Origin of the sequence: Nocardiopsis lucentensis DSM 44048 (assembly GCF_000341125.1) — a bacterium.
Taxonomy (GTDB): Bacteria; Actinomycetota; Actinomycetes; order Streptosporangiales; family Streptosporangiaceae; genus Nocardiopsis; species Nocardiopsis lucentensis.
The window spans coordinates 1-482 of record NZ_ANBC01000638.1 but is presented as its reverse complement, the minus strand read 5'-3'; the positions used below and the strand labels follow the sequence as shown (position 1 = coordinate 482).

The 482-nt window shown below is 77.0% G+C and carries 1 protein-coding gene; it reads left to right on the top strand.

The annotated features are described in order from the left end of the window. Positions 1–482, top strand: a 482-nt coding sequence (locus tag D471_RS0122680; protein WP_017600735.1) for an NAD-dependent epimerase/dehydratase family protein, incomplete at both ends; no start/stop codon positions are given.

Genomic DNA, 482 nt, shown 5'->3' with positions numbered 1-482 from the left:
ACCTGTCCCTGCCGGGACGGGCGGCCGAGGCGGTCGGAGGCGCCGACGCGGTGGTGCACCTGGCGGCGAGCATCGGCGGTCACAGGTCCTGGCGCGAGGCCGACGAACGCACCGAGCGCCTCAACGTCGGCCTGGTCTGGGACCTGGTCGCGGCACTCGGCCGCACCGGGGACGCCGCCCGTCCACCCACGGTGGTCTTCACCAGCACGATCCAGGCCGGAGACGAGCGGCCGCCCGTGCCCGGGACCTACGCCGCGCAGAAGGCCGCCGCTGAGCGGGTCCTGCTGACGGCGCACGCGGAGGGCCGGATCAACGCGACGGTGCTGCGGCTGTGCACCGTCTTCGGCGCCAGCCCGCTGGGCGGCGCCACCGGGCGGGGCGTGGTCTCGGCGATGGCCGGCCGGGCGCTGGCCGGGCAGCCGCTCCCGCTGTGGCACGACGGGTCGGTCGAACGGGACCTCCTCGACGTACGGGACGCCGCG